A 1,074-nucleotide genomic window follows, 5' to 3' on the forward strand; every position below is an offset into this window, starting at 1 on the left:
GACGCACACGGCGAGCGCCGCGGGCTCCCGGGGGGAGGGCCTGCGGCGCTCGCGCGTCCGCTGACCGCCGAGCCCCTCGGCGTCCCCGCTGCCGGCCGCCGCCCGCGTCGTGCGTCGCCGGACCCGGCGATCCGGCCGCGGCGCGTCAGAGCCAGGGCGCGCACGGACCGCTGCCGAGCAGCGCGAGCCCCGTGAGGTCGCCGGCCTGGAAGTCCGTGACCGACGGGTCCGTGCTGGGCGCCATGAGCTGGGTCGGGTCGTCGACGTGACCGAGCCCGACGACGTGCGCGAGCTCGTGCATCGCGACCGCGCGCGCCATCGCGTGCCCGTCCGGCTCCTCGAGCATCGCGCCGAGCTGCGCGGCGTCGAGCGACACGCTGCCCGACACGGCGACGCTCGGCCGACCGTCGGCCTCGAGCGCGACCGGTCCGGCGACGCCCGCGACACCACCTGCGAGCCGCGCGTCCTCGGACTCGTCCGACCAGCTCACGAGGACGGGCGCCCACCGGTCGCCGTACCGGTCCGGCTGGTAGGGCGCGCGATCCTCCGACGGCTGCTCGTCGGTCTCGCCGTCCGCGACGATCACCAGCCCGGTCGCCCGGCCGAGGCGTGCGGCGGCCTCGTCGATCACCGCCTGACCGCCGGGCGGCTCGCCGTCGGGCCGGACGACGTAGTGGACGGGACGGCACGGGCTCCAGGCGACCGGGGTCCGGCCGTCGGCCTGCGTCTGCAGGTACGCGTACGAGCGGCTGACCTGCGCGAGCGACGGCGGCTGACCGATCGGGTCACCGGACTCCTCGAGGCCCGCGGGCGGGACCACGGGGGCGCGCACCAGCCCGCCGACGGCGGCGTCGAGCCACGGGGAGCCGTGCACCACCGGGGCGAGGACGCGTTGCGCGTCGTGGAGCAGGCCGGGTCCGAACGTCGTCGCGGCGAGCCCCAGGACGACCCCGAGCGCGAGCGTGCTCGGGACCGGGCTGCCTGCGCGGCGACGCGTGCGCCGGTCGTCCGGCCGCGCCGCTCGCCCGACGGCGGGCGCCGGGACCGCGCCGGCAGGGGTACCGGAGCCGGCGG

At 79.0% G+C, this 1,074-nt stretch carries 1 protein-coding gene; it reads right to left on the bottom strand.

Translation table 11 applies throughout. From position 1 onward, the window contains the following. Positions 1-145: 145 nt before the first annotated feature. A partial coding sequence (locus CTKZ_RS20505; protein WP_124344631.1) for a matrixin family metalloprotease occupies positions 146-1,074 on the bottom strand: 929 nt, incomplete at its 5' end.

Origin of the sequence: Cellulomonas algicola, from assembly GCF_003851725.1 — a bacterium.
In the GTDB taxonomy this organism is placed as follows: domain Bacteria; phylum Actinomycetota; class Actinomycetes; order Actinomycetales; family Cellulomonadaceae; genus Cellulomonas; species Cellulomonas algicola.